We start from the raw sequence: 18,770 nt of genomic DNA on the forward strand, positions 1-18,770 counted from the left end.
AATTTAATTTTTCGGTGCGGATTACGCTGAATTATTTTCTTACATTTGGCTGTGCTGTCTGTAACAATCTGCTCCAATCAATATTTTTTCATCTCTAGTTATTCTGATTTATTAACATAGCGGGTCTATATTTCACTTTCGTGAAAACTAAAGCTAAATCAGCCTTTTTTATTTGCCATATAGCCAATACCACTTGAATTAGGCATCAATCAACCTGCTTTTCTGCTAAAATATTGCACGTTTTGAAAACCTGTTTGTGAGTTTTGAATGTCTACACTTGCCACCTTAAAAGCACTTCTTGCCGAGCGCATCCTTATTATCGATGGTGCGATGGGCACCATGATTCAGCGTCACAAGCTCGAAGAAGAAGATTATCGTGGTGAACGCTTTGTAGATTGGGCTTCTGACCTCAAAGGCAACAATGACCTTTTGGTGCTAACTCAGCCACAAATTATCCAAGGCATTCATGAAGCTTACCTCGATGCAGGTGCAGACATTATTGAAACCAATAGCTTTAACGGCACACGTGTTTCGATGTCTGACTACCACATGGAAGACCTCGTTCCAGAGATCAACCGTGAAGCAGCACGTTTAGCGCGTGCAGCATGCGACAAATATTCAACCCCAGATAAACCACGTTTTGTGGCAGGCGTACTTGGCCCAACCTCACGTACTTGTTCAATTTCACCCAATGTAAATGACCCAGCGTTCCGTAACATTACCTTTGATGAACTCAAAGAAAACTATATAGAAGCAACGCATGCCTTAATCGAAGGTGGTGCAGACATCATCTTGATTGAAACCGTGTTCGATACATTGAACTGTAAAGCTGCGATCTTTGCAGTCAAGGAAGTGTTCAAGCAACTTGGTTGTGAACTTCCACTCATGATCTCGGGCACCATTACCGATGCATCAGGTCGTACTCTTACAGGTCAAACCGCAGAAGCGTTCTGGAACTCGGTGCGTCATGGCGATTTACTGTCGATTGGTTTTAACTGTGCGCTCGGTGCGGATGCAATGCGCCCACACGTGAAAACCATTGCGGATGTTGCAGATACCTTTGTTTCTGCCCATCCAAACGCAGGTTTACCAAATGCCTTTGGTGAATATGATGAAACCCCAGAGCAAACCGCAGCCTTCATTAAAGAGTTTGCAGAAAGTGGTTTGATCAACATTACTGGCGGTTGCTGTGGTACCACACCCGATCATATTCGTGCCATTTACAATGCTGTTAAAGACATTCAACCACGTCAGATTCCTGAAACCAGACCTGCCTGTCGTCTCAGTGGTTTAGAACCCTTTAATATTTATGATGATTCATTATTCGTTAACGTCGGTGAACGTACCAACGTTACAGGTTCAAAAAAGTTCTTACGCTTAATCCGTGAAGAAAAGTTTGCCGAAGCGTTGGAAGTAGCTCAGCAACAAGTGGTTGCTGGCGCACAGATCATCGACATTAACATGGATGAAGGAATGCTCGATTCGCAAAATGCGATGGTACATTTCTTAAATCTCGTGGCATCTGAACCTGATATTTCACGCGTGCCCATCATGATTGACTCATCGAAATGGGAAATTATTGAAGCAGGCTTAAAATGTGTACAAGGTAAGCCTGTCGTGAACTCGATTTCCTTAAAAGAAGGTTATGACGAGTTTGTCGAAAAAGCACGTTTATGCCGCCAGTATGGTGCTGCGATTATTGTCATGGCATTTGATGAAACTGGTCAGGCAGATACAGCTGCACGCAAGCGTGAAATATGTAAACGTTCTTATGATGTTTTAGTCAATGATGTTGGCTTCCCTGCCGAAGATATTATTTTTGACCCGAACGTGTTTGCAGTCGCAACAGGGATTGAAGAACATAATAACTATGGCGTCGATTTTATTGAAGCCACAGGTTGGATCAAACAGAACCTACCGCATGCCATGATTTCAGGCGGTGTATCCAACGTATCCTTCTCATTCCGTGGCAATGAACCTGTACGTGAAGCGATTCACTCCGTGTTCCTTTACCATGCCATTAAACAAGGCATGACTATGGGTATCGTCAATGCGGGTCAAATGGCGATTTATGACGATATTCCAAAAGAACTGAAAGATGCGGTTGAAGATGTTGTACTGAACCAAAACCAAGGGGAATCTGGTCAAAACGCCACAGAAAAACTGCTTGAAGTCGCCGAAAAATTCCGTGGTCACAGTGGTGCACAACGCGAAGCTGAAAATCTTGAATGGCGCAATGAAACGGTTGAAAAACGTCTTGAATATGCCTTAGTCAAAGGTATTACGACTTTTATTGATGAAGATACCGAAGAAGCACGCCTCAAAGCAAAACGTCCACTGGATGTGATTGAAGGTGCTTTGATGGATGGCATGAACGTGGTCGGTGACCTATTCGGTTCAGGCAAAATGTTCCTACCTCAAGTAGTCAAATCTGCGCGTGTGATGAAACAAGCTGTAGCTTGGCTGAACCCGTACATCGAAGCTGAAAAAGGCAATGCACAATCTAAAGGCCGTGTGTTGATGGCAACGGTAAAAGGTGACGTACATGATATTGGTAAAAATATCGTGGGCGTGGTCTTGGGTTGTAATGGTTATGACATCGTTGACCTCGGCGTCATGGTACCTGCGGAAAAAATCCTGCAAACGGCAATTGATGAAAAATGTGACATCATCGGCTTATCAGGTTTGATCACGCCATCTTTAGATGAAATGGTCTTTGTTGCCAAAGAAATGCAGCGTAAAGGTTTTGACATTCCTTTATTGATTGGTGGTGCAACCACATCGAAAGCACATACTGCGGTTAAAATTGATCCGCAATATTCAAATGATGCAGTGATTTATGTCGCCGATGCATCGCGTGCAGTCGGTGTGGCAACCACCTTACTATCAAAAGAAATGCGTGGTAATTTTATTGCCGAGCATCGTGCTGAATATGCCAAGATTCGTGAGCGCTTAGCCAATAAGCAGCCGAAAGCAGCCAAACTCAGTTATGCCGAATCGGTTGAAAATGGATTTAAAGTGGCTGCGAATTATGTGCCACCAATTCCAAATACGATGGGTACACACGTCCTCACCAACTACCCACTTGCAACATTGGTGGAATATTTTGACTGGACACCATTCTTTATTTCTTGGAGCTTGGCAGGTAAATTCCCGAAAATCTTAGAAGATGAGATTGTCGGTGAAGCTGCAACGGATTTGTATAATCAAGCACAAGCCATGCTCAAAGATGTGATCGAGAATAACCGTTTCGATGCCCGTGCTGTATTTGGTCTATACCCTGCACAACGTACAGGTGCAGATACTGTCAGCGTGTTTGATGAAACAGCGCAGAAGGTTACGCATACTTTTGAACACTTGCGTCAGCAGTCTGACAAAGTCACAGGCAAACCGAATTTATCTTTAGCCGACTTTATTAGCGCCTCGAAAGACAATACTGACTATCTCGGTGGGTTCACTGTGTCGATCTTTGGTGCAGAGGAATTGGCCAATGAATATAAAGCCAAAGGTGATGATTATTCTGCGATCTTGGTTCAGTCTCTCGCAGATCGTTTTGCCGAAGCATTTGCAGAACATTTGCATGAACGTATTCGTAAAGAGTTCTGGGGCTATAAAGCTGATGAACAGCTAGGTAATGAAGAATTGATTAAAGAGAAGTATGCCGGTATTCGTCCTGCACCAGGTTATCCTGCTTGCCCAGAGCATTCTGAAAAAGCGGTGTTATTTGACTGGTTAGGTTCTGAAGAAAAAATCGGTACGAAACTGACTGAGCACTTTGCCATGATGCCACCTTCTTCTGTCAGTGGTTTCTATTATTCACACCCTGAAAGTGAATACTTTAACGTGGGCAAAATTTCTCAAGATCAACTTGAGGATTATGCGAAACGTAAGGGTTGGTCACTGGATGTAGCAAAACGTTGGTTAGCACCTAATTTAGATGATTCGGTTTCTTAATTTAGAATAAAAAATCCCCTCTATTGAGGGGATTTTTTATAAAGTAGTAAATTATGCTGCCAAGTCTTTATCTACTTCAATTAATAATGCATCCCAAAATGCTGGATTAATAATGTAATTAATATCCTGCATTTTAGTTTTAATAAACCCTTCCATCAATTTCATATTATAATTAAAATGATAAATGAATTTTATTTCACGATTCTCAATACAAACCCCAATAAATCCATACCACAACAAAATATTAACTATATCCTCGACATTACTAGACACCACATTCTGATTCATATTTATGATATTTTTCAACTCCCCAACTGATAATAATGATTTAACCCCAATAAAACTATACAAAATATCATGCAATTCATTATTTATATCATTTAATTCATAACTAATATCAGTTAATAAATCAGTAGAATATGCTTTCATCCCTTTCGAAATATCATCTTCAGTAATAAGCTGATGGTTTAAATTTACAGCAAAACTTTTACATTGATTAATAAGATTAAGTAAAAATCGTGGTCTCATCAATGATCTTTCAATAAGATATTGTGAACTTTCTTCACCTTTAAAATGGCTTACAAAAAGCTTTTTCCATGCTTGTTCAAAAGTATATCCACTGTTAAAACCTTCATTAGCTACTATTCTTAGTCTTACCATTTCTCTTAAAAGATCTGTATCTGTCCAATCTAGTAAAACATTCCCTTCTTTACCACGATCAGCTGTATGTTGTACTAAAAGCTCATAGACGTCATTTCTTAAAAAGATAATAATCTTTATTTCATTATTTATATGAGAAAATTGCCTTTGAATTTTTTTCGTGCAATCAATTAATGCTCTTACAATTAATAAGTCTTCTTTTTGTAACCCTGAAGTTGGCCATCCTTTGTCAATATTATCAATTAAAAGCCAAACATTTCTTTTATATTTTAAATACCTTTTCAATTGATCTGTAATAGCCTTAATATCATGCTTATATAATAATTCCGTCAATTGCGGTGAAGATAATCTTACTCCTGAATCTTCTCCATATTTCTCGAAATAATCAGTTGATATTCTTGTCATTAATGTTGACATTCTTTCTGAGAAGTCACCTTCTGTATCATATCCTTCAGCTTTATATAAATCTGCAATTTCTCTATAGGGCTGATATAATGACTCATTATGTAAATGTAACTCTTTATCACTACTTAAAATTTTATTGCACAACTCTAAAAGCAATACATATTCCCAAAAGGCCATAATAGTATGCTGAAAAGTACCCTCTTGTAAAAAGTTTAAAATTTGCTCTTTGAATTTTACGAATTTATAACCTTCAGGTTTTAAATCAAGAACAAGATTCTGGTTAGAGGATCGCTCTTTATCTCTAATTTGTAAAAAAATTGCCGATTTACCTGATCCTTTTCTTCCTACTACTAAATTAGCTTCTCCACGGATAGCTTTAAGATATTGTTCAGTCTTTAAATAATATCTTTGCAAACTTCTCATTTCATTTTCAGCAGAAGTAGAACCCAAATCAATTTTTTGTAATTCTGTTATATAATCATTAGTTGAATGCTCATTTTCTTGTTGAAAAAATGCTGCTACAGAACCTGCAAAATCAGCCATTACATCATTAATGTCATCTAATTTATAGCAGTGCTTAACTAAGTCCCTATAATCTAAAGGGGCTGAGTCATGTCCCATTTGAATCAAAATATGTGGTTTTTCTAATCCTTTTGACAAGCCAGCAATGAAAGCACTTCTAATATTATGAATTACAGAGTCATCTATATGGCTTGATAATATTGGAATCACAACACCCATAGATTCTGAAACTTGATGAATTGCTTCATGTGCTGATAATCGTGGTTGTTCTGATGGATCAAAAGTTCTAAATATATATCTAGATTTCTTAATTCTAGATTCAATTCGGCTAATCCAATCAGTTTTATGTTTACTTAGAACAAAATATACAGGGGCTTGCTTATTTAATTTCTTCTCTAAAAATATAGGATCATTAAATTGCCCAGAACTTAAGAAATCACCTAATTGTTGCTGGTTAACATATTCTTTGTAACCTAAGGTATCAAAAATACCTACATCATGTATTTTTGGTTGTCCTACACTTAACGAATTATTCTTTGTTAGTAATATTCTTTTTCCTTTTCCAATTGCATAACCAATCTCATAAGTCACATTTAGATTTAGAACACTTATATCTGCTATCAAAAAATCAGCTTCATCAATCCCACTTAAAACCTCATTAGCTATGAAATGACCTGCGATATCCATATGTTTCCAAGTCTTTATTTCTATCCCAAGATTTTTTCTATTAATTATAGAAACAGCTGACTCTATACAATCTCCAATTTCACTAGGATTCGCACAATAAGCATAAAAACCAATCTTCTTCATTATAGTATCATTAAGTAATAGACCTTCATGTAATAGTAATTAATGTCTATTTTACATACAATAATTTTTCATACTTTTTAGAAGCTTAAAGCTAGGCAATACAAAAATATTCAAGACTAAATCTAACTAACTATTCAAGCTTTTATATCTCTAGTAAATGAAACTTAAGGTTTATCACCATGAACACAACCCAACTTTTTCTCGGCGTGATCTTTAGCTCAATTGGCTTAGGCTATTTCCTTTATGGCAAAAAGCAAAAAATGCCCGTACCTTTAACTGTAGGCCTCGTTTTAATGATCTTCCCTTACTTTATTGAAAGTAACGCATTACTAGGTGGTATCGGCTTACTTTTATCTGCTATTCCCTACTTTTTACGCTTTTAATGTCACTCAAAATCAAGCTGTTTTAATTGAATCTCCACCACATTCCAGTGATGCATCATCTCCCGCAGAACAATAAAATAAACCAAACTAAAAAGACAGTTATCGGCTACCTTCGACACATAGTATTCCCTACGCTCAACAAAGGTATTAAAAACACTTTCAAGCTGCACACGATCAATTTGCTGCTGATCTGGAAAAAATAATGTTAAAACCTTTTGGAATAACGCATCTGAAGTCGCAGCAGTCTTAGGTTGGGCATACTTCATTTGAACGGATTCTAAAAGCTCTTCAATCACATAAATCATCGACTCAATCGCAAGTTCATCCAGCAACCCATGACGCATACTCTTTGACTGTATAAAGCTTAAACCTTGATCTAGCAGGATACGCTGTCCATCCATTTCAAATGAAAGTTGGTCTAGTCCTAATGAAAATTTGAGTACACCATTCGGATCAGTCATTACATCAATCCTCTAAAATCAAAACACACAACCCTAGTGCATTTATACATAACAATAATCATCAGGCCAAAATGCAATCGCACCATCTTCGTTTGATAAGATAGCGCGATTAAAACTAAAGGTCAGCAGTATTCAGTTAGTTTGCTTGAGTCTTCGGTAAAAAGAAGGTCGCCAAACCAAGTAAAGGCAATAACGCACATACGCCAAACACCCATTCAATACCTTTTACATCGGCTAAATATCCTAAGCCTGCTGCTGCGATACCACTTACACCGAACATTAAACCAAACATCAAACCTGCAATCATGCCAACTCGTCCCGGAACGGCTTCTTGAGCATAGACCACCATTGCGGCAAAGGCGGAGGACATTACTAAACCTGTGATAATCGAAAGTATGGTCGTCCAAAATAGATTGGCATGCGGCATCATCAACGCAAACGGTGCCATGCCGACAAAGGACACCCAAATTACTGCTTTACGTCCAATTCGGTCTCCAATTGGCCCACCAGCAAATGTACCCAGAGCCACCGCAGCCAAAAAGGCAAAGAGATGTAACTGCGCACTTTGCAAACTGAGGTGAAACTTGTGCATTAAATAAAAAGTGAAATAGTTACTGATGCTGGCGATGTAAGTAAATTTGGCAAACATCAACACGCAAATGGTCGACAGCGCGATGACGAGTTGACGCCCATGCAGTTTGCTTTGCACTTGATGCGCTTTGGCAGCCAATTGTTTTTTACTGTGACTGATGCTCCAACGACTGACACCGAACAGCACCCAAATCGCCAGTAAGGCAAATACAATCAACCATGCCACGGCGTGCTGTCCAAAAGGCACAATAATCAGCGCCGCCAATAAAGGCCCAATGGCTGTACCTGTATTACCACCAACCTGAAAGGTTGATTGTGCTGTACCAAAACGCCCACCCGAAGCCATACGCGCCACACGTGAAGCTTCAGGGTGAAAGGTCGAGGAACCCACACCAATCAATGCCGATGCCATGAGCAATACGATAAAATTCGGTGAAAAGGCCAACAGTAAAATGCCACTAAAAGTCACCACCATGCCGAGTGGCAGCAGATAAGGTTTGGGATGTTTGTCGGTATAGAGTCCAATCCAAGGTTGCAGTAGCGATGCCGTAATTTGATACACCAATGAAATCAGTCCGACTTGCGCAAAGCTTAAGGAAAAATTGGTTTTCAGCATCGGATAAATGGCTGGCAAAACAGCTTGAATCAAGTCATTGAGCAAATGCGCTACCGCTACCGCTCCCACTACTTTTATAATCATGCCTTGCGGTTGTTCATTGATCGTAGCTTCGCCCATACCCTCTTTCATTTGAATTGAAGACGACATACCTCGCAAACTCCATGTATTTTTCATCAGGCATTGATTGTAAAATGTCATTCATAAGACTATCTTCCAATAATCATTGTATAACTGACAATTTTAAACCACACATGCCAAACTCTCTGATTCAAACCGAAATGTCCGAATTGGTGATTGGACTGTCTTCTGAGCATACCTATCGAGAGATTACCCCTGCGCATACACATTCGCGGGCGCAGTTTCTATATGCTTCGACAGGGATGATTCAAGTGTTCACCCCGAATCATGTCTGGATCGTGCCGCCGATGTGTGCGCTATGGATTCCGACCCATGTTGAGCACAGTGTGATTTCATTAAGCCGAGTTAAACTCAATACCGCATTGGTTCAAGCCGATGCAGCTGCACTGCTGGGGCAACATTGTTTTATTATTCGGGTCAGCAAGTTATTGCATGAACTACTCATCCGACTCAATGCGATTGAACACATTCCACCTTCCGAGCTGATCAGCTCTGATGAACTGTCTCGATCTTTACAGATTTTAATTTTTGATGAAATTCATAAAGCCAATCTGTTGCCAATTCAGATTCCGTGGCCACAAGATCGACGCTTAATGAATATTTGCCAAGCACTATTAAGTACGCCCGATCAGTTAAAAGATTTAAGCACATGGGCTGATGAAATTGGCACCAGTTCCAGAACTTTGATGCGCATGTTTCAAAAGGAAACGGGGCTGTCTTATCGGGCATGGGTTCAGCAAATGCATATTGCCCATGCCTTAAGTAAAATTGCCAGTGGTGAATCTGTCGCGCAGATTGCAAGATCTCTTGGTTATAGCAATCCGAGTGCATTTAGTACCATGTTTAAACGTCATTTGGGACAAACCCCGCAACAGTTTAAATATAAAGATGAATAAAACAACACTCTCGCCTACGCACTCAGGCGATCGACAAATAAAATACCGTTTAAATGGTCGATTTCATGTTGCACAATGCGCGCAGGAAAACCTTCAAAAGTGCTTTCCATTACCTCACCACTCAAAGTGTGATACAGCACCTTAATACTTTGCGCACGCTGTACCTGTCCGCGTTCATTCGGCACACTTAAACAGCCTTCTTCACCTAAGGTCGTTGCTTGTGAAAACTCTAAAATTTCTGGATTGACCATCACCACGGCGTCCATTTCTGGTGCATCGGGATAGCGTAAATTTGGCCGTGAAGCCACAATAATGACCCGCTTTGAAATATAGACTTGTGGTGCGGCAATGCCCACACCGCTCCGCTCCAACATGGTCGCAATCATGGCAGAAGCCAACTGCATGAGCCAGTCGCTATTAAATTCTGCATCTGCGACGCGAGCAGCTTTGAGTCTTAAAATATCTTCACCACGTTGTGCAACAGGTAAAATGACACTCATACACAAATCCTAAATTTTTATACCTATTTATTCTTTTTATATCATAAGCCTTTTATCTCACCTGCGTTATAAATTTACGTTGACCGTCAAATCAACGATGTTGATTCATGTATAATTTTTAGTTCGAACCCAGTAAAGAAAGATTGATTATTCATTCAAAAAAGACTTCTTTAAAATCAAATATAAACCTTTATTCAGCTTTGGAAATATACGCATGGATGCAACACCACGTTTGACCAGAGAAGACAAACGTACCCTTGGGCTGTCATCACTCGGTGGTGCACTTGAGTTCTATGACTTTGTTATTTATGTTTTTTACGCCAAAATTATTTCTGAGCTATTCTTTCCCGCAGGGCTCAGCCCATTTTGGGCCATGCTAAATACTTACGGTATTTTTGCCGCAGGTTACTTCTTCCGTCCACTTGGCGGGGTGGTCATGGCTCACTTTGGTGACCTCATTGGTCGTAAGCGACTCTTTAGTTTGTCTATTTTACTCATGGCTTTACCCACCCTCATGATCGGGGTCATGCCAACTTTTGAAACAATTGGGTATGCTGCGCCGCTGCTTTTGCTCCTTATGCGAGTGGTACAAGGCATTGCAATTGGTGGAGAAATTCCAGCGGCATGGACATTTGTTTCCGAACATGTCCCATCTGAAAAAATTGGTTTTGCCAATGGCTTGCTCACAGCAGGTTTGTCTCTCGGCATCTTGCTCGGTGCTTTAATGTCACTGTTCATTTCTCTTCAGTTTAGTGAAGCAGCTATACATGATTGGGCATGGCGTATTCCCTTTATTGTGGGCGGTATTTTTGGCTTAGTGGCCTTGTATTTACGTAGTTATTTGAAAGAAACCCCAGTATTCAAAGCCATCCAAGCACGTAAAGAGCTGTCTAAAGAAATGCCGGTGAAACAAGTTTTAGGCAGCCATAAAACCGCCGTGGTGATTGGCATGCTCTTGACCTGGTTCTTAACTGCTTGTGTGGTAGTCCTAATTTTAGCCATGCCAAACTTACTGACGGGTGCCTTTGGATTTGAACGTAGCGATGCTTTTCAAATGCAAAGTGCTGCGATCATCATGCAAATGTTGGGATGTATACTCGCTGGGACATTGGCCGATCGTTTTGGTGCAGCCAAGGTCTTGATTTTTGGCTCGCTCGGTGTCGCCGCTATCGCAACCATTTTCTATCACAGTTTAGGTGCGGTCAGTCCAACTACGGTGTTTGCACTGTATATGCTTTTGGGATTCTTTTCAGGCACGGTAGGGCTTGTGTCCTATAGCATGGTCAAAATGTTCCCTGCTCCAATCCGCTTTTCGGGCATTTCGTTTTCCTACAATGTCGCCTATGCTATTGCAGGAGGCATCACACTGCCTTTGGTTCAATGGCTCAGTCTCTATAGCAACATTGGCGCGATGTATTATATTTGGCTAGTCTGTTTGGTTTGCTTCTTCACAGCTTTGGTTTATCGAACTCAGTTTGAAGCCAAACCCTAAAATAATAAAACCCTTCAATCGAAGGGTTTCTTTTTATGCAAGCTACTTTGAAAACATGAGGTCAAAGCCTTTAGCTTAAAGTTTCTGCATGCAGATTTTGACGCAGTTCATCTTCCACAATATCCAGCTCGATTTGGCTAAACTTACGGATTTCACCTTCAGCATGTTTTTCTAACATACCACCAATCAATGGCACTTTCACTTTTACCGTCCATTCCAGTTGAAAGTGAATCTGCTCATCATTACCCGATACACTACGTTGGCACACGGCTTCTAAAGGTAAGTTGGGGTCTAAACGGACTTCCGAGCTCAATACAACTAAATTGCTGACGTCGGTACGTTGTAAGCGAAAGGCATCTTTTAGAAATTTCTTCGCAATATCAGGAATATTGACATCCAAATTATACGCGCGCTTGAGGGTATAAATATCGCCGACTTTATTCGACTCCAAAATTTCCAACTTCTCACCGGGAATACGACGACAAACATTTTCATGTAAGCTAATATCGGCTGCGAGTCGACGGAAGTCATCCAATGAAACACCGTTGATGGTGGCATTGACTACAAACTGATGTGCCATAACATTAAATCCTTTATTTTTTGTTTTTGTAAACATCCATGCCCTGATTAGGACTGAAAAACGGGATCTCGTCATCCTGTAGAAAGGTCAAATATAGACGATGTTCCAACACCGACTATACCGCGATCTGGATATCAATGTGTGCCTTTCTGTATGACAATATCATCTGCAATATAAATAAAAACCACGCGCTCAAAACAGGCCAAGCGAATATCAAAATGCTCTGCCCCATCATCCAGTCCTGTGACCGCCCAACTTGCACTGCTGGGTAAATCCCCCAGCCAAGTGGCCTGATAAAAATCAGCAACCGAAGCAAAGTCCAAATATTGCTGTGGACTTCCTTTTAACCGTTCAATGACCGACTCAAATTGAGCCAATTGTATTTGTTTAAAATCAATCAACACTACCCAGCCTATACACTTTTGAGCTGTTGTTTATGACGTACCTGAGTCCATTGCCACCAGCCAAAAGCCGCCAAGCCAACAAAGCCTGCATATAAAGCCGCAGTTAGGAACAAATCTTTATAGATAAACATACCGACATAAACAATATCGACAAATACCCACAGCACCCATGTCGCAATATGTTTACGACTGGTCCAATAGGTCGCCAACAGACTAAACGCTGCGAGCTGCGCATCCAATAGCGGTACAGCTGCATCGGTCAAATACTTTAAGCTCAGACCAAATACTGCACCAGCCGCTGCGGCAAATAGCATTTGCAAAATCACTTGCCGAGCTGTAATCGGTTCAATCCGAATATCGTGATCTTGTTGTTTGCCTTTGAGCCAGTGATAAAAACCGTAAAAGTTCACCACCACAAAGAAAAACTGCAAAATGGTTTCGCCATATAACTTATAGGTATAAAACAAATAGGCATATAACAAGAAAGCAGCGAAGTTAAACCACCAACACCACATATTGCGCTTAATGGTCAACGTCACCCCAATTAAGCTAATGATGACTGCAAATATTTCAAGGCTAGACATGGTTCAACTGGCATTCAAAGAAGTGCTGCTATTATGAAAAAAAACTCAATAAAGGCAAGACAATTCCGCTCAATCTGAACGCCGCTCTTTTTTCGGGGAATCGGATCAAACTGTCGAGTCACAGAATGCATACGCATAAGTTTTGACAGTTTTCTAACAATCGTTTAAAAACTTATAAAACGATGCAGGAATAATCAAAATGTCAGAACAACAAGGTCGTGTCAGTCGCGAAGTTCGCGGTTCGTTATTTTTAATTGGTTTAGATCGCGCAGCCAAGCGCAATGCTTTTGATAGCCATATGATTCATGACTTATCACTGGCCCTTACCGAATATGAGGATGATCCTTCACTGCGCTGTGCCGTGATTTTTGCGCACGGAGAACACTTTACTGCTGGGCTTGATTTGGTTGAGTTGCAACCCAAACTCACTGCAGGCGTTTTCGACTTTCCCGCGTCACAAATTAACCCTTGGGGCACCAGTTCCAGACCTCGCACCAAGCCCGTGGTTGTGGCAGTCCAAGGCTTTTGCTTTACCGCGGGAATTGAATTAATGCTCAATGCCGATGTGGTGATTGCCGATGCCAATACACAATTTGCCCAAATGGAAGTACAGCGAGGCATTTTACCCTTTGGCGGTGCAACGGTTCGCTTTGTACAAGCGGCGGGTTGGAACAAGGCTATGCGCTATCTACTCACAGGTGACAGCTTCAATGCTCAAGTAGCTTTCGATCTCAATTTAATTACCGAGGTCGTAGAAGCATCCACGCCAAACGCTGCATTAGAGCGAGCATTGGCCCTTGCAGAATCGATTGCACATGCTGCTCCACTCGCCGTTCAAGCCACGCTGGCTTCTGCACAACAAGCAGTACAACATGGCGCAGACTATGCCTTTGCACATTTACAAGAGCACCTCAGCCCGCTACTCAAAACCCAAGATGTCCAAGAAGGTGTCATGGCGATGCTACAACGCCGCCCTGCTCAGTTTAAGGGACAGTAAAGCAAGGGCAATAAAGCTTAAAAGTCTGGAACCCACTTTAGGATTTAACAAAAAAGAAGAAATGATAATGCAAGCCACAGCCCATTTAAATTCGACCCAAATTCAAAAACAAACTGTAAAATTTTCAGCAACCGATGGTTATGTACTCGTTGGTACACGTTATCGCTCATCTGAGCCGATCAAAGCCAACATCATTGTTGCCAGTGCAACAGGTGTACCACAGCAGTTCTATCGTCGCTTTGCCGAGTATGCAGTAGCGCTAGGTTATCAAGTCCTAACTTTTGATTATCGCGGTGTGGGGCTCTCTGCACCGAAGCAACTCAAAGGTTTTAGCATGTCCTATTTGGACTGGGGGCAGCTAGACTTGTCGGCTGCCATTGACTCTATCCGCAAAGATGACAAACCTCTTTTTGTGGTTGGACACTCATATGGAGGCCAAGCGCTCGGTTTAACCCACAACCATGACCAAGTCACTGCGATGTATTGCTTCGGCACAGGTGCGGGTTGGCATGGCTATATGCCGTTTCGGGAGAAAATGAAAGTACATGTCATGTGGAATCTTATTTTCCCGCCGATGGTTGCACTAAAGGGCTATCTGCCTTGGAGCCTACTGAAAATGGGCACCGATTTACCTGTGGATGTCTACACACAGTGGCGAAAATGGTGTAAAAATCCGACCTACTTTTTTGCAGATCCCGAGCAACAACACTTACTGGAACAATATGCACAGGTCAAAACTCCAATCTATGCTGTTTCAGCACTGGATGATGACTGGGCTTTACCGAACTCAAGGCATGCATTTATGCAGCATTATCGGCATGCGAACATGCATTACCTCAATATTGAAGCCAATGACTATGGCTTAAAAGAAATTGGACACATGGGATATTTCCGCCAGGGGGCCGAAGCCATCTGGGACGATATGCTGAACACTTTCGATGGCTATTTATCCTCACCAACCCCTACGGAACGTTAAAGCTCTATGCGCCCACAAAAACTGAGTAAAGAACAAATCCAGTTGCACTGCATGCAAACCTTTAAAACCCATGGTTATGCAGGCACTAGTATGGATTTACTAGCAAAGTCTTGTGGGCTCAGTAAAGCGGCATTTTATTATTATTATCCCAATAAAGAAGCTTTGGTTTTAGATATTTTGCAAGTCAGCCAGCAATACTTAAACCATAAACTGTTCAGTATTTTGTGTGATACGCACTTAGATTATTGCGTTCGCTTTGAACACTTGCACCAGCAAGCTGTCAGCTTTTTTAGTACGGGTGTTCAAGGCTGTTTAGTCGGGATGCTGTCTTTGGAAGTCCCACATTTATCCGAACAAATTCATCTCAAAATTCAATCAATTTTCCAAGATTGGGAGTTGGCGTTGTTGCACTACTTTCAGCAAGTCATGCCTATTGCTCAAGCTGAGGCACTGGCTAAAATCAGTGTTGCCGATTATGAGGGGGCAATTTTAATGACACGCTTAAAACAGGATGACTTCTATCTAACTCATGTTGCAGAGCGAATTCTTAAGCAGTTATCCATGACTGGGATGGACGCTTTGGAGGCTTAAGCGAAGAGATCAATCCCGAGTACGATAGCTTTTTTTATGCTCGCGTCCACTGCGGTCAATATGCGTATAAAACATGCCATAACGACTTACATAGTATTCAAGCGACTGATCATAGAAATTCCAAAAAATAGACCATTCATTTAAATCCATTTTTCGGATTTGTGTCTGGGTTTTCGCAGGCATTTTGACCAATAAGGTGCTTTGCATTAACGTTGCATCTTCTTCAGCCGTGAGCAATATCGCTTGATCTAGAAATAGAGTCGCCACGTCATCGAACAGCACTTGTTCATAAGCATCGACTTCAATAACACGCTCAACCTGAGGTGCTCTATTGGTATGCGTTGCCATTTGCACAGATGCTGCTTCCGATTCAACCGCTTTTTTTTGTCGCTTCAGAAAGCGGTGCTTTTTTTGAATTTTGATTCCAATAATAGATGTCGCAACCAAAGCAATGAGTGTGCAAATCATCATTAAAAATGTCACCATGCTCTGCTCTCGTAACAAATATTCCCTTTTAAAATACAACATTATCGCTCAAATAAACACAAAATTAATTAAAGCAGACTACGTATAAACTCAAATGCTCAATTCGATGACTTGTAATTGGGTGTTGATTCTCAGACCAATTCAAGTGATTCAACACATATTCGCACAAACGTGAAAGGCATCACGATATGTGATTTTTCACTCACAAAATCACTATAAAAAATAATTAACTTAGTGCGATTGAACAACAAAGTTACATCCGTACTAACAGTAATTCAATTTAATAAATACAGTCCCTAGCATGAAATAGCTGTTTCTATAGCTCCAAGAAGAAAAGATGATACGGGCAGCCCAACTTCAGGACATTCCTGAAATTTTAAATGTCGTGCACGACAGTATTCGATCATGTATCAAAGACCACCATCGCCATGAAAGTACGATTCAAATTTGGCTAGAAAATAAAACCCAATCCAACCTGATTATGTGGATGCACTATAACGACAGCTGGGTCTATATACTCAATCAGCACGTAGTGGGTTTTATTATGGTCAGTGATCAAGGTCGTATTTTACTCAATTATATTTCATCCGCTGAACAAAAGCGCGGCATTGGGAAAGCCTTATTAGAAACCGTTATTGAACATCTTAAACGTAAAAAAATTCACCAAATTAGTTTAGAAAGCACCCAAACGGCATGCTCTTTTTATCAAAAACATGGCTTTCAAATCCACGTCCAAGACATTCCAAATCCCAAAATGGTGACTATGGTTAAACTCATATGCTAAGGGTGATTGACCGAAGCATGACTCACCTAAAAATCACTCATTTTCATAGGATTCATTAGGCATTTTCATCTGATCACGGCCCGCTTCTTTGGCTTGATAAAGTTTTAAATCGGCCGCTTTCATGAGGTCGTGAATATTGGCATAACTCGTTTCACGATCCATCCACGACACGCCCATACTCAAAGTCACATAATCTTTGCCATCTTGGCGGTTATGATGCTCAAAGCGCGCACTACGCACCGCATCTAAAACGGTTTGCATAATCTGACTAATAATCACAATTGGGACATTATATAAAACAATGGCAAACTCTTCCCCACCATAGCGTGCTAAGTAAGCATTATGTGGCAGTACCGCACCAATCACTTTGACCAGGTTTTGCAGGACTTCGTCGCCCTTTAAGTGCCCATAGTAATCATTATAATTTTTGAAATAATCGACATCCATCATGGCAAAAACCAAAGTTGCATGACTATCTTGTTGTGTTTCTACAAAGCGCTGCTGAATTTCTTGATTCAATGCACGCCGATTATAAGCACCTGTTAAGGCATCAATTTGAATTTGATATTCGAGTTTTTCATTTAAGTCATGTAATTGAGAGGTGCGCTGTTGCACTTTTTGGTCTAGAGAATCATTCAATTCAATTAAATTATTATTTAAACGTTCGGTATGGTAAGTCTGATAAGCATAGTTACGTGATTGTTGGAACATCACCAAGAGTGCATACAGACTGGTAGAGATAAAAGAGAGATGAATCGAATCAATTACATGTAGCGTCAACAAAAAGTCATGAATGAACGATATACATAGCAATACCACAGCGTATAAATTGAGTTTTGAATATTTTTGCTTGGTCTTTAAAGTAATGTAAAAACCATAGGCAAAATTAAGCAAAATAATAATACTGAAGAATGCGCTATAAAAAGCCAGCTGCTCAAAAACAACTTGCTCGGATAACAAGGTAATGACGATATTCAAGGTCAAAACCAACATGGAAACAGTATAAATCCAATGCTGTAAATAGTGCTGATTGAGCAAATACATATAGCTCAAAAAAAACATGACCGCTAAATAGATAAATAAATATTCTAAGCGTATGCCCCACAACCAGTTGATATCTAGGAAAGTCGTATAAGCATATGGTGCGGTAAAAAGATTATGTAAGGCAAGAAATAAAATAAAAATACCAAAAACAAAAATACTTTTACTATTCCGTTCATCTGAACCACGGAACATCGAGAACATGGTGGTGAACATCCCCACACCAAACACCACACCACAGATCATGGCGATACTCATCATCAGTTGCTGATAATGTCGATTGATGGTTTTAGCAATGCCAATATGCATGGGGCTTTCAAGGCCGCCGCGTAAATTGTTAAAGTTTGAGGCTTGTATACTTAAAGTAAAATAGGGGCCGTCAGGAACGAAATAAGCAATTCGTGGTGCATTTTCTGTTTGCTGTGCTCCCGCATTATCCGCGACATCCCCTAAACGAACTAAAAAATCGCCATTGAGATAAATCCGATAAGCACAATTTTGATTGGGGATATGAATGGCTAATCTTCGGCCAATAAATTCATCCGGAATTTTGAAATGACCGACAAAAGTCCCATAACCAGTATTACTGCCTGTAAGTTCTTGAAATGAAATTGGCAATTCGGTAGTTTTAGAAGGGAGTTTACGATTAGGCTGAGAAATCAGCTCTTGGTCATAATAAGACCATGTACCTTTTAAATAACTGGTGGTTTGTTCGGTGAATTGAATGTCATTGACATTTTTTTGATGCAAATAATACTGCGTGGGCTCAGCTTCATATTGTGCCCACGTCGAAGGTATCAAACTTAAAACCAGCAAACAGCTTAAAACAAACCCAAACAAAGACCGTTTGCTCAATGAGCTATACAAAAGCGACTCTTCCCTTAAATACGCTCTGC

17 protein-coding genes are annotated in these 18,770 nt (G+C 40.6%); 8 read left to right on the top strand and 9 right to left on the bottom strand.

Annotated features, from left to right (window positions below):
* The first annotated feature begins 267 nt into the window (after positions 1 to 267).
* Complete coding sequence (gene metH, locus JZ787_RS02225) at positions 268 to 3,954, top strand: methionine synthase (protein WP_346311523.1); 3,687 nt, start codon at positions 268 to 270, stop codon at positions 3,952 to 3,954.
* Between the two features lie 51 nt (positions 3,955 to 4,005).
* On the opposite strand, the gene JZ787_RS02230 is transcribed toward metH, so the two are convergent.
* Entirely contained in the window at positions 4,006 to 6,351 is a 2,346-nt protein-coding gene (locus JZ787_RS02230; RefSeq protein ID WP_346311524.1) for a hypothetical protein, read from the bottom strand.
* Positions 6,352 to 6,530: 179 nt separating this feature from the next.
* Between JZ787_RS02230 and JZ787_RS02235 the strand changes: the two genes are divergently transcribed.
* Positions 6,531 to 6,734, top strand: coding sequence for an amino acid transport protein (locus tag JZ787_RS02235; RefSeq protein ID WP_346311525.1), 204 nt, complete (start codon positions 6,531 to 6,533; stop codon positions 6,732 to 6,734).
* Between the two features lie 2 nt (positions 6,735 to 6,736).
* Here JZ787_RS02235 and JZ787_RS02240 read toward each other — a convergent pair whose 3' ends face one another.
* Together JZ787_RS02240 and JZ787_RS02245 are read right to left on the bottom strand one after the other, a co-directional pair.
* A complete protein-coding gene (locus JZ787_RS02240; RefSeq protein ID WP_346311526.1) occupies positions 6,737 to 7,195 on the bottom strand; it encodes a hypothetical protein in 459 nt (152 codons plus the stop codon).
* Between the two features lie 136 nt (positions 7,196 to 7,331).
* A complete protein-coding gene (locus tag JZ787_RS02245) occupies positions 7,332 to 8,552 on the bottom strand; it encodes an MFS transporter (RefSeq protein ID WP_346311527.1) in 1,221 nt (406 codons plus the stop codon).
* Between the two features lie 104 nt (positions 8,553 to 8,656).
* On the opposite strand from JZ787_RS02245, the gene JZ787_RS02250 reads away from it, so the two are divergent.
* Positions 8,657 to 9,439 carry a helix-turn-helix transcriptional regulator gene (locus JZ787_RS02250; protein WP_259233401.1) on the top strand — a complete coding sequence of 261 codons (783 nt, stop codon included), beginning with the start codon at positions 8,657 to 8,659 and terminating at the stop codon, positions 9,437 to 9,439.
* Positions 9,440 to 9,453: 14 nt separating this feature from the next.
* Here JZ787_RS02250 and def read toward each other — a convergent pair whose 3' ends face one another.
* Complete coding sequence (def, locus tag JZ787_RS02255) at positions 9,454 to 9,939, bottom strand: peptide deformylase (RefSeq protein WP_346311528.1); 486 nt, start codon at positions 9,937 to 9,939, stop codon at positions 9,454 to 9,456.
* A gap of 214 nt (positions 9,940 to 10,153) precedes the next feature.
* On the opposite strand from def, the gene JZ787_RS02260 reads away from it, so the two are divergent.
* Positions 10,154 to 11,431, top strand: coding sequence for an MFS transporter (locus tag JZ787_RS02260; protein ID WP_346311529.1), 1,278 nt, complete (start codon positions 10,154 to 10,156; stop codon positions 11,429 to 11,431).
* A gap of 70 nt (positions 11,432 to 11,501) precedes the next feature.
* Here the strand turns inward: JZ787_RS02260 and JZ787_RS02265 are convergent, their stop codons facing one another.
* The 3 genes from JZ787_RS02265 to pnuC form a co-directional block, all read right to left on the bottom strand.
* The gene (locus JZ787_RS02265) at positions 11,502 to 12,011 is read right to left on the bottom strand and encodes a DUF2505 family protein (protein WP_004981076.1); all 510 of its coding nucleotides are present in this window, start codon (positions 12,009 to 12,011) and stop codon (positions 11,502 to 11,504) included.
* A 134-nt stretch (positions 12,012 to 12,145) separates the two neighbouring features.
* On the bottom strand, positions 12,146 to 12,415 hold the full coding sequence (locus tag JZ787_RS02270) for a hypothetical protein (protein ID WP_346311530.1): 270 nt from the start codon (positions 12,413 to 12,415) through the stop codon (positions 12,146 to 12,148).
* 8 nt (positions 12,416 to 12,423) lie between these two features.
* Positions 12,424 to 12,999 carry a nicotinamide riboside transporter PnuC gene (pnuC, locus tag JZ787_RS02275; protein ID WP_218288049.1) on the bottom strand — a complete coding sequence of 192 codons (576 nt, stop codon included), beginning with the start codon at positions 12,997 to 12,999 and terminating at the stop codon, positions 12,424 to 12,426.
* Between the two features lie 199 nt (positions 13,000 to 13,198).
* Between pnuC and JZ787_RS02280 the strand changes: the two genes are divergently transcribed.
* From JZ787_RS02280 to JZ787_RS02290, 3 genes are all read left to right on the top strand, one after another.
* Positions 13,199 to 13,996, top strand: coding sequence for a crotonase/enoyl-CoA hydratase family protein (locus tag JZ787_RS02280; protein ID WP_234965516.1), 798 nt, complete (start codon positions 13,199 to 13,201; stop codon positions 13,994 to 13,996).
* A gap of 67 nt (positions 13,997 to 14,063) precedes the next feature.
* Positions 14,064 to 14,972, top strand: coding sequence for an alpha/beta fold hydrolase (locus tag JZ787_RS02285; protein ID WP_234966436.1), 909 nt, complete (start codon positions 14,064 to 14,066; stop codon positions 14,970 to 14,972).
* A gap of 6 nt (positions 14,973 to 14,978) precedes the next feature.
* On the top strand, positions 14,979 to 15,563 hold the full coding sequence (locus JZ787_RS02290) for a TetR/AcrR family transcriptional regulator (RefSeq protein WP_346311531.1): 585 nt from the start codon (positions 14,979 to 14,981) through the stop codon (positions 15,561 to 15,563).
* A gap of 9 nt (positions 15,564 to 15,572) precedes the next feature.
* Here the strand turns inward: JZ787_RS02290 and JZ787_RS02295 are convergent, their stop codons facing one another.
* A complete protein-coding gene (locus JZ787_RS02295; RefSeq protein WP_346311532.1) occupies positions 15,573 to 16,049 on the bottom strand; it encodes a hypothetical protein in 477 nt (158 codons plus the stop codon).
* Between the two features lie 337 nt (positions 16,050 to 16,386).
* Here JZ787_RS02295 and JZ787_RS02300 point away from each other — a divergent pair, with 337 nt between their 5' ends.
* Positions 16,387 to 16,833: a GNAT family N-acetyltransferase gene (locus JZ787_RS02300; RefSeq protein WP_346311533.1), complete on the top strand. Its 447-nt coding sequence runs from the start codon at positions 16,387 to 16,389 to the stop codon at positions 16,831 to 16,833.
* A 33-nt stretch (positions 16,834 to 16,866) separates the two neighbouring features.
* Here JZ787_RS02300 and JZ787_RS02305 read toward each other — a convergent pair whose 3' ends face one another.
* Positions 16,867 to 18,741 carry a diguanylate cyclase gene (locus JZ787_RS02305; protein WP_346311534.1) on the bottom strand — a complete coding sequence of 625 codons (1,875 nt, stop codon included), beginning with the start codon at positions 18,739 to 18,741 and terminating at the stop codon, positions 16,867 to 16,869.
* Between the last annotated feature and the right edge of the window lie 29 nt (positions 18,742 to 18,770).

It is taken from the genome of Acinetobacter sp. BWR-L5 (assembly GCF_039655985.1).
GTDB lineage: Bacteria > Pseudomonadota > Gammaproteobacteria > Pseudomonadales > Moraxellaceae > Acinetobacter > Acinetobacter johnsonii.

Bases quoted from the DNA above. Each gene is read 5' to 3' on its own strand.
- JZ787_RS02295 (WP_346311532.1), bottom strand. From the start codon at position 16,049: ATGGTGACATTTTTAATGATGATTTGCACACTCATTGCTTTGGTTGCG.
- JZ787_RS02250 (WP_259233401.1), top strand. From the start codon at position 8,657: ATGCCAAACTCTCTGATTCAAACCGAAATGTCCGAATTGGTGATTGGA.
- JZ787_RS02240 (WP_346311526.1), bottom strand. From the start codon at position 7,195: ATGACTGATCCGAATGGTGTACTCAAATTTTCATTAGGACTAGACCAA.
- JZ787_RS02230 (WP_346311524.1), bottom strand. From the start codon at position 6,351: ATGAAGAAGATTGGTTTTTATGCTTATTGTGCGAATCCTAGTGAAATT.
- JZ787_RS02235 (WP_346311525.1), top strand. From the start codon at position 6,531: ATGAACACAACCCAACTTTTTCTCGGCGTGATCTTTAGCTCAATTGGC.
- JZ787_RS02245 (WP_346311527.1), bottom strand. From the start codon at position 8,552: ATGTCGTCTTCAATTCAAATGAAAGAGGGTATGGGCGAAGCTACGATC.
- JZ787_RS02280 (WP_234965516.1), top strand. From the start codon at position 13,199: ATGTCAGAACAACAAGGTCGTGTCAGTCGCGAAGTTCGCGGTTCGTTA.
- pnuC (WP_218288049.1), bottom strand. From the start codon at position 12,999: ATGTCTAGCCTTGAAATATTTGCAGTCATCATTAGCTTAATTGGGGTG.
- JZ787_RS02265 (WP_004981076.1), bottom strand. From the start codon at position 12,011: ATGGCACATCAGTTTGTAGTCAATGCCACCATCAACGGTGTTTCATTG.
- JZ787_RS02285 (WP_234966436.1), top strand. From the start codon at position 14,064: ATGCAAGCCACAGCCCATTTAAATTCGACCCAAATTCAAAAACAAACT.
- metH (WP_346311523.1), top strand. From the start codon at position 268: ATGTCTACACTTGCCACCTTAAAAGCACTTCTTGCCGAGCGCATCCTT.
- JZ787_RS02290 (WP_346311531.1), top strand. From the start codon at position 14,979: ATGCGCCCACAAAAACTGAGTAAAGAACAAATCCAGTTGCACTGCATG.
- def (WP_346311528.1), bottom strand. From the start codon at position 9,939: ATGAGTGTCATTTTACCTGTTGCACAACGTGGTGAAGATATTTTAAGA.
- JZ787_RS02260 (WP_346311529.1), top strand. From the start codon at position 10,154: ATGGATGCAACACCACGTTTGACCAGAGAAGACAAACGTACCCTTGGG.
- JZ787_RS02300 (WP_346311533.1), top strand. From the start codon at position 16,387: ATGATACGGGCAGCCCAACTTCAGGACATTCCTGAAATTTTAAATGTC.